We start from the raw sequence: 8,634 nt of genomic DNA on the forward strand, positions 1-8,634 counted from the left end.
GATGAGGTTCATCGGGCGCTGTAAAAAAGTGTCAACTTATATCAGGACTAGACAGTCATCGTCTGATCCGCTCACCTCTTGAGGTTGTTGATTATCAGGCTGCCTTTAGATGATAGCGGCAAACCTCATCAACCGTAGCCCCCATCATGTCGTGCTCACGCAGTAGTTTGCGGAAATCGCACAGAGACGGTAGTTGATCAAAGCGGAAAAAATGGCCCTGGCACTGACAGTCCGTCGCCCCCAAATCCTTTACCGGCACCTGAGAACCCGGAAGGTTTTGCAGCACTCCGGCCCAGTCATGCTCTCGGGGCTCAATATCTTCGGTAATCCATAGGGAAAGAAAATGCATCGCCGGACGGATATAGTCCAGATGCCAATGGCAGCGCTCACTGATACTCAGATGATGCCTGAGTCGGGCGTGCAGTCCGCCGGGGCCGAAAGCACTGCCCACATAGGCGTAAAAGCCAGGAGCGAACTCGGTTTCAGTCAGTTTACCAACGCGAATGGTTCGGGCGTGTTTCATCTCGAAAAAAAGCAGATACGTTCCCTTTTCTTTTGGTAGCTGTCGGGTCAGTTCAGCAATTTCGAGACGTGACAGGTCTTTTATTTTTTTCATAGGATCCCTGTTAGCGTTCTTAAGTCTGTGTTTCTATAGTGGTTCAGGCGAGTTTTTATTATTTGGTTACCTGACCAATGTGTAGTTGTTATAGATCATTTACCTGCAACGAGCAGAGATGATCTGATTTTCGCAAGCATAAAGGAGTCAGATATGGATCTATCTACCCACAATATGACCAACCTGTTTAATCAGCTTGGTTTACCCAGTGATGATGCCTCTATCCAGCAATTTATCAAAGATAACAGCCCTATCCCTGCCGACCAGCCCATCTACGAAGCCAGTTGCTTTACAGATGTACAGGCCGCTTTTCTGGCACAGGGTCTGGATGAAGACTCTGACTGGAGCGAAGTGATCGACACCCTGCACAGCGCAATGTCTGAACAGGACTAACCAGCTAAACGATACAAAATTAGCTCGGGATTTTCAATTTAGGAAACATAAAATCAACTGACTAAGCGTTTTGCATCCGGTCAGCGTGGAAAATACACCCGGACCGGATGCTTATCCATTAGCGCTTTCGCTATATTGCATCGGGTTGATTTCCTGTTATCCTCCTGATTTGGTTTAACAATTCTGAAATTGTATCGACGGTATATGACTGCAAACAGCGAACCTCCCAGTTGCTACTTGGCAACCCTTTCTGAAAACCCTTTTTCTGTGGCTTACACTCAGCCCCCAGTCCTTGATTTGGAGCAGAATCCCAAAAACGCTGCATCTCTGCACGGAATGCCTTCATCAGGAAATGAAACAGCAAGGTTTCACACACCGATGAATAGAGTCATAAAAAGTACATCTCACTTTTCCCCTGACCTGCAATCCGTTACTCTGCTAAAACAGAGTAAGTACTCAAAATTTAGCGGACCGTTCGTTATCCTGTTGCCGGCCACTGCAACCGGTGATCTTCCGAAAATGGAAGACTGGGGAACAGACAGCACTGCACCCGGGTCACAGAGTTTTCAGCAAACGAGGCAGCATTGATGCGAATTCACGTTTTTCAGCATGTTCCCTATGAAGGACCGGGCAGCATTGCTCGCTGGGCAGAAAAAAATGGCCATACGCTGACCACGACCCGTTTCTTCGAAGGCGATAATCTGCCATCTCACAATGACTATGATCTGCTGATGATTCTTGGTGGCCCGATGAGTGCCAATGATGACTTTAATGTGGACTGGATGCAGGCAGAGAAACGCTTTATCCGTGAAGCGATTGATCAGGATAAAATGCTGCTTGGCGTCTGCCTGGGTTCTCAGCTGATTGCACGGGTGCTGGGAGCTACCGTCAGTAAAAATGAAGACCGTGAAATCGGTTGGTTTCCGATTACCGCTACGCCAAACGCCATGGTACTGGGGCTGCCACAGCAGTTTCAGGCATTCCACTGGCATGGTGACACCTTCACCCTTCCGGAAGGCGCTAAGTCCATCGGCAGCAGCGAAGGCTGCGAGCAACAGGGCTTTATCTATCAGGACCGTGTCGTTGCTCTGCAATTCCATCTGGAAACGACTCCCAATGCTGCCCGGGAACTGGTCGATGCCTGCCGTCATGAGATTGAAGAGGACGGCCCTCATACACAGCCCGCTGAAGCCATGCTGGTGGATCTGGAACTCTTCTCCGAAGCCAACCAGCGTATGGAGCAAATTATGAGCTACATGCGGGCCCAGCTTGAGGCAACAGCAACCACCAGCTAAGACGTTTAAGACAGGATGGTGGCGGCACTCAAGCGCAAATTGTAAAAAAACCAAACGCCAGACATCAAAAAGCCGGAATTTATCAGGGATAAATTCCGGCTTTTTTGTGCGCGCTGTAAACACCGCAAATTAAAATCTGCGGGGTTTACAGCTCTCAAGAAACCTAAAGCGTCTCAAGATCCTTACAGGGTTTCCAAAACCTTAGCCAGACGCTTCAGGCCTTCTTCCATATCTTCCGGCGTCATCTGACTGAAGCTCAGACGCAGGGCTTTACCGGCAGACTTCTCAACTTCAAACGGTGTACCCGGCAGAGGCACAACCTTAGCTTCAATACCTTTAGTCAGAACATCGCGGGTATCGGTTTCCAGCTCCAGCCAGAAGAACATACCACCCGCAGGCAGTTTCCACGTCACAGACGCAGGCAGGTACTCTTTCAGCAGTTTCTGCATCAGGTCACGCTTAACGCGGTAGTGGTTCTGCAGACGCTCAACGTGTGCAGGCAGGCTACCGGCCGCCATAAAGTCACCAATGATCTTCTGACCCAGACGGTTAGAGTGCAGATCCGTCGCCTGCTTAGCGCGCAGAATCCAAGGGTACAGATCAGGGTGTGCAATCACATAACCGGTACGCAGACCCGGCCACAGCATCTTGGAGAAAGAACCCATGTACATCCAGGTCGCTTTCTTCAGGTAAGAGCAGATCGGACGGGTGAAAGCGTTATCGTAGTTCAGAACGCGGTACGGGTCGTCTTCGATCAGAGTCACATCATAGCGATCCAGCAGTTCTGCAACGGCAATACGCTCGGCTTCGGTGTAGCTGTAACCGGTCGGGTTCTGGAAAGTCGGAATCAGATAAACCATACGTGGGTTATTATCTTTCAGCTGTTTCTCCAGAGACTCCAGATCAACGCCGTTTTCACCCAGATCAAATGGCAGCAGATCAGCACCCAGGCCACGCAGAACCTGCAGCATCGCCAGATAGGTCGGATCTTCAACCACAACCTGAGTACCGGCATCCACCAGAATACGTGCTGCCAGATCCAGACCCTGCTGAGAACCGGAGGTGATCAGAATCTGATCTTCGGTGCAAGTCAGACCTTCGCTGCCCAGCCACTTAACCAGCTCCTGTTTTACCAGAGCTTCACCGTCAGAGGTGCCGTACTGCTTAATGCTGCTCAGGTCGCCCAGTTCTGGCATCTCTGGCATAACAGAGGCATCAGGCAGGCCACCGGCAAAAGAGATCATGCCCGGTTGTTGGCTGACCGACAAAATCTCACGCACAGGAGAACCCGGCAGACGGTTAGCGTAAGCGGACAGTTTCAGTTCCGGTGAGGGGCTGGACATAGAGTGATCCTTTTTTGCAAATGATGATATTTGTTGTCTCTGAGACTCAATCCGGTCGTAGTGAAACCCGTTTCGCAATACTGCGGATGATCTCAGACTTTATAGTGACATTATGGAAATGGAAGGGGCACACAGAAAAGATACAGTTTGCTAAAACAGCCCCATACAGACCAAAATAACTGACACACAGTTTGCAGAAATTTTACCATAATGCTCAAAAGCCACAAACAGATGTCTGAACTCCATGACCTTAAGAACTAAGCTGAACAGCCCCCCGGAGCAGCCGCTTTACCAGCAGGTGGGACGTAAGCTCTATCAGCAGGTGATTCGTCATGCCAACCCCGAACAGAAGCTCCCCAGCTTACGTTTAGTTGCAGAGCAGTTTGATATCAGCCTGAGCAGTGCCCAAAGCGCCTATCAGTACCTGATTGATCAGGGGCTGGTCATTGTTCGTCCCCGCTCCGGCTATTACCCGGCTGGCGGAGTGTCTTCCGGCAAGCTACGGCCTCAGATACCGGCAGCTAACCCGGCAGCTGAGCGGGTTAAAGTCAGTGATCTGGTCATTCGTATGCTCTCTATGGGCCGAGAACACCCCCTGATCAATCTGGGCACCGCCGTACCTGAACCCGCACTTCTGCCCCTGGATGCTCTGGCCAAAATTCAGCGACAGATCAGCCGTAAGCCCCAATGGGCCTATGGTGGTTACAGCCCTTCTGGTGGTGAGCCTTTACTGCAACAGGCATTATCCCAGCACCTGAACCAACAGGGGGTGAAGTGCACACCGGAAGACTTGCTGATCACTAACGGCTGCACCGAAGCCCTGCGGATCGCCCTGACAGAGTGCACCAAACCCGGTGACGTGGTGGCCATTGAATCACCCACCTACTTCACCATTCTGCAGCAGCTGGAAAGTCTCGGTCTTAAGGCGCTGGAGATTCCCACCTCACCGGAAACCGGCATCGATCTGGACCACCTCGCCACCATGATGTCCGCGATCAAGGTCAATGCCTGTGTGGTCAACCCGGTAGGACACAATCCGCTGGGCTTTGTCATGCAAGAGACAAAGAAAACGGAACTGATCGAACTCTGCTATCACCATGGCACCCGCCTGATTGAAGATGTGATCTGTCTGGATCTAGCCTATGCGGACCGTCATGTGCGGTCATTACGGGCCCTGGACCCCTACGGCGTGGTCAGCCAGTGCGGCTCTTTTTCCAAAAGTTTGTCACCCTCATTGCGGGTGGGCTGGTTATTGCCCGCTGGGGATACCGCCTCCGCTACGGCTCGAAAATTCCAGAATAACGTCAGCGTCAGCACCCCCTGCCAGCTGAGCGTCGCCTATATGCTGGAACAGGGTTTGTATCAACGCTCGGTGCGCAAGATCGCCAGTCAGCACAAGCTGCGGGTGCATCAGACCCGTGAATGGGTGCTGCGCTATTTCCCTGAAGGCACGCGGGTGTCATTACCCGAGGCAGGTTTTGTACTCTGGGTAGAACTGCCGGAGCCTTTTATGGCGATGCCACTGCACCATAAGGCCCTGGAAAAAGGCGTGATGTTTCTGCCGGGGGATGTGTTCTCCCCTACCAGTGACCTCTATAGCCAGTATCTGCGCATCAACTGCTGCGCCTGCCCGGAGGAGGAAGTGCTGGAAGGGATTAAAAGAATCGGGCGCTGTTTTTAAACAGCGAGGCCAGACATGTGTGTTGCAGGTAATGCGTTAATACCTGAACCTGATAACCCGCAGCAGCCAATAACGGCAGCCGGGCCAGTAAGCGCTTTCTGCTGTTCATTCAGCTTGCCACTTCCAGACTGTAACCATCATCCAGCCCCTGATCCTCAAGGGAGATCACCAGTACAAGTGTCTGTAACATAAGCCTTCCTGTGTAACAGCCGGTTAAGCCCGGTCAGTTCAATATTTAAAAACGAGTTGTTTTACCGCGGGACAAAAACTATTTGCGGTAAGCATAGAGAGTAAGCCCGGTTTCATTTTCAGCCAAAGGCAGCTGACCAAGGGCCTTAAGGGCGGCAATAAAACGCCTGTAATCCGTTTCATCCCGGTATTTTCTACCGGTTTTCGGATCTTTTTTTTCATCCGGCCGGGGACAGTGCAGCGCATAAATCTCCCGCAGAAAAAACGGACCATGCGCTGTGCAGTCTGTGCTGCAGTCACCCTTCGTCCCGCCTTCCGGAAAAGCTGTCAAAGAGAGAAAAGTTTCATCCCGGACAAAAGCAAACTGGACCTGCTGGTTATAACACCCAACCAGATCCAGCACTTCACGCCACTTGGTATCATTCATCAGGGAACAGGCATAGCCCGCAAGGGTTCGGTTGATACGTCTCTGGTTTTCGTTCATAACCGCTCTCAAATTCCATTTCAGATAAACCGCCTGCGGACAGATTTCCGCCAGTGTCAGAGCCCATCATTGTAAGGTCTTTACCACTGCGCTGCAGGGCGGAATATGAGTAGCCGTTAACAGAAACGTCTGTTGATGCCGCGGGTCACGTCTATGAAGAACAACTCAGATGCGAGACACCACCGGCACCAAAGGCTGCAATCGGCTTTTGTCGGTAGAAGCGTTCGTCGATCTCTGCGGATTGCTCCCCATAGGGTTGTGTCATCACGCTTTGCAGCTCATGGATCAGGCTGTAATCCCCCTGCGCGGCGGCCTGATAGGCCGGTGCCAGCAGCCATTCCCTTAGGGTATATTTCGGGTTAGCCGCTTTCATTCCAGCGCGAACTTCCGCTTCTGAACGTGGGGTTTCACCGTGCTCACCGGCTTCTACCGCCTCACGCATCAGCGCTTCACGCCACTGGCTTAACCACTCGGTCCAGCGGCGATCCATCTCAGCATGATCCAGATCGTATCTTGGGTGCAGGGCGACCGCTTGGTAACCTTCCCCGTTATAGAAACTGGCTTTCAGGGTATTGAGGTCGTCCGCCATCGCTTCAGCCGACAAACCTGTAAAAGACAGATCAGAAAGAATACGGAAGAAACGGGTGTAATCCACTGGGGTCAGCATCATCAGTATTTCCAGATGACGGAACAGCTCTGTATCAAACTGACTTAAGCCGAGTTTGGCCGCCCACATCGCTTCCATCTCCGCCTGCATGGCGTTATCAAAAGCACGCTCGATCTCATGCAGCTGGCGTAACGCCTCCGGCTCATCCGCCAGTAACGGCAGCAGCGCCTTGCAGAAACTGCCGAAGTTTTTACCTGCAGCCACCGGCTGATTCATAAAGGCGAAGTGCTGACCGCCCCCCGTCCACGGCTGATAATGCGGGTTAAAAGCATCGATAAAACCGAAGGGGCCGTAATCCAGCGTGAAGCCACCAGCGGCACAGTTATCACTGTTAAAGTTGCCCTGGCAGTAACCGACTCTGATCCAGTTCGCCACCAACTTAGTCAGCCGACCACGGAAGGCTTTGGCAAGGGGCAGAACACTTTCCGGTAGGCTCAGGTCCGTTTGGATTTCATCAGAGTATTCCCGCTGGATCAGATGGCGCACCAGCTGTTCCAGCTCGGCCAAAGCACCGGGTTGCTGCTTACGGGCACGACGGCCAAACAGCTCCAACTGACCGACACGAATAAACGACGGCGCAACACGGGTGGTGATCGCTACGGGTTCAGCCACCATTCGATCCGGATCCATGGAACGGGAACCTTCGGAATACCAGGGGCGTTTCACCGCATCGGTTCTGGACACATACAGGGTTAACGAACGGCTGGTGGGCACACCTAAAGCGTGCATGTGCTCCTGCGCCAGAAACTCCCGCACGCTGGAACGCAGCACCGCACGGCCATCACCGCCCCGGCAATAGGGCGTGCGGCCACCGCCTTTCAGCTGCATCTCCCAGCGCTGATTGCCCAGCACCGCTTCCACCACAGACACCGCGCGACCATCGCCATAACCGTTACCGGTTTGAAACGGGCACTGCTTGGTGTATTCCGTACCGTATATCGACAGGGCATAGCCCGTCGCCCAACCGGTTTTACGAAAGCCCTCAGGCTGGTTCGCCAGATCACCACTGAACAGTCGGGTAAAGCTGTCATCCTGCGCGAGGTCGTCGCTCAGCCCCAGCTCACGGAAGAAGGTCGGGCTATGGGCGATATACTCCGGCTGCCCGATAGGCGTTGGCGCAACCGGCACATAGTGCCCGCTGAATACCTGACGGGGGTTATGGTCAGCGCCATCGACCGTGGCATCCGGGTCAGGGGTCAGTGTGTCCATCAGGGAGTAATCGAGGCAGTTCGCCAGATCATCCTGAGAGTTGATGGTTGCGGTGGATTCTGTAGAGGTTTTCACGATAACGCCTGCACCTTTAATTTCTGGGGGGATTGGTTCGGTGTCTTTAATGTGGGGATTATAGGTAGTACGGCGGCAGGCAAACAACGGGACACAAGGTAGGGTTATTTTTAGGCTGGATTCAAGGCAAATAAAAAAGCAGCTGTAGAGCCAATTTTAATGGAGTCTTATTTACTTAAAAAAGCACGGTTATAATTCATTGCTGCCGGACAAAGAACTGAATTTTTTTCACCATTAGAGCCATTATCATCACCCACGTAGAGCAGATTACATTCGATTATAAAAATGGGGATGACAATTTAGTCTATCAATCATCTATAAATTTAGTTATTTCTTCAAGAATCAACTTATGAGTATGTTCTCGTTTCTGGCTTTTCGGTTCTATGCAGATATTTTCACCACCTTCCATTGATAGTATAGTTTTACCTATCGGAGTACACAGGCTAAAGGCTCCAAATAAATTTGACTCAGATAGTTTAATTTTTTTCAGATTTGGAATAGCTCGTAATGCATTATCAATAATCTAAATATTCATCCATTTCACTTTCACCATCCCTAATATCAATTACTTTTACGGGCAAATCTATTAATTTACTAAAATTTTCATCAAGTGTTTTTGTTAATTCAGGGGGCGGTTGCAGACTCTGAGCGCAACACGCTATTGCACTGATGTGACGGCATT

7 protein-coding genes are annotated in these 8,634 nt (G+C 51.4%); 3 read left to right on the forward strand and 4 right to left on the reverse strand.

All coding sequences use genetic code 11. From position 1 onward, the window contains the following. Positions 1-94: 94 nt before the first annotated feature. Entirely contained in the window at positions 95-616 is a 522-nt protein-coding gene (locus AC4GL5_RS17990) for a GIY-YIG nuclease family protein (protein WP_490384187.1), read from the reverse strand. A 153-nt stretch (positions 617-769) separates the two neighbouring features. Between AC4GL5_RS17990 and AC4GL5_RS17995 the strand changes: the two genes are divergently transcribed. Together AC4GL5_RS17995 and AC4GL5_RS18000 are read left to right on the forward strand one after the other, a co-directional pair. Next, positions 770-1,009 carry a DUF2789 family protein gene (locus tag AC4GL5_RS17995; protein WP_490384188.1) on the forward strand — a complete coding sequence of 80 codons (240 nt, stop codon included), beginning with the start codon at positions 770-772 and terminating at the stop codon, positions 1,007-1,009. A gap of 587 nt (positions 1,010-1,596) precedes the next feature. Further along, on the forward strand, positions 1,597-2,304 hold the full coding sequence (locus tag AC4GL5_RS18000) for a type 1 glutamine amidotransferase (RefSeq protein ID WP_490384189.1): 708 nt from the start codon (positions 1,597-1,599) through the stop codon (positions 2,302-2,304). 182 nt (positions 2,305-2,486) lie between these two features. Here the strand turns inward: AC4GL5_RS18000 and AC4GL5_RS18005 are convergent, their stop codons facing one another. Beyond that, complete coding sequence (locus AC4GL5_RS18005) at positions 2,487-3,647, reverse strand: aminotransferase-like domain-containing protein (RefSeq protein ID WP_490384190.1); 1,161 nt, start codon at positions 3,645-3,647, stop codon at positions 2,487-2,489. A 244-nt stretch (positions 3,648-3,891) separates the two neighbouring features. On the opposite strand from AC4GL5_RS18005, the gene AC4GL5_RS18010 reads away from it, so the two are divergent. Further along, positions 3,892-5,328 carry an aminotransferase-like domain-containing protein gene (locus AC4GL5_RS18010; RefSeq protein ID WP_490384191.1) on the forward strand — a complete coding sequence of 479 codons (1,437 nt, stop codon included), beginning with the start codon at positions 3,892-3,894 and terminating at the stop codon, positions 5,326-5,328. 268 nt (positions 5,329-5,596) lie between these two features. On the opposite strand, the gene AC4GL5_RS18015 is transcribed toward AC4GL5_RS18010, so the two are convergent. Both AC4GL5_RS18015 and AC4GL5_RS18020 read right to left on the reverse strand, forming a co-directional pair. Then, a complete protein-coding gene (locus AC4GL5_RS18015; protein ID WP_490384192.1) occupies positions 5,597-6,001 on the reverse strand; it encodes a hypothetical protein in 405 nt (134 codons plus the stop codon). A 151-nt stretch (positions 6,002-6,152) separates the two neighbouring features. Next, a complete protein-coding gene (locus AC4GL5_RS18020) occupies positions 6,153-7,952 on the reverse strand; it encodes a protein adenylyltransferase SelO (protein ID WP_490384193.1) in 1,800 nt (599 codons plus the stop codon). Positions 7,953-8,634 lie beyond the last annotated feature (682 nt).

The organism is Oceanospirillum sp. (assembly GCF_982874595.1).

What these genes read in the sequence shown, in the direction of transcription:
- AC4GL5_RS18005 (WP_490384190.1), bottom strand. Translation starts at nt 3,647, where the DNA reads ATGTCCAGCCCCTCACCGGAACTGAAACTGTCCGCTTACGCTAACCGT.
- AC4GL5_RS18000 (WP_490384189.1), top strand. Translation starts at nt 1,597, where the DNA reads ATGCGAATTCACGTTTTTCAGCATGTTCCCTATGAAGGACCGGGCAGC.
- AC4GL5_RS18010 (WP_490384191.1), top strand. Translation starts at nt 3,892, where the DNA reads ATGACCTTAAGAACTAAGCTGAACAGCCCCCCGGAGCAGCCGCTTTAC.
- AC4GL5_RS17990 (WP_490384187.1), bottom strand. Translation starts at nt 616, where the DNA reads ATGAAAAAAATAAAAGACCTGTCACGTCTCGAAATTGCTGAACTGACC.
- AC4GL5_RS17995 (WP_490384188.1), top strand. Translation starts at nt 770, where the DNA reads ATGGATCTATCTACCCACAATATGACCAACCTGTTTAATCAGCTTGGT.
- AC4GL5_RS18015 (WP_490384192.1), bottom strand. Translation starts at nt 6,001, where the DNA reads ATGAACGAAAACCAGAGACGTATCAACCGAACCCTTGCGGGCTATGCC.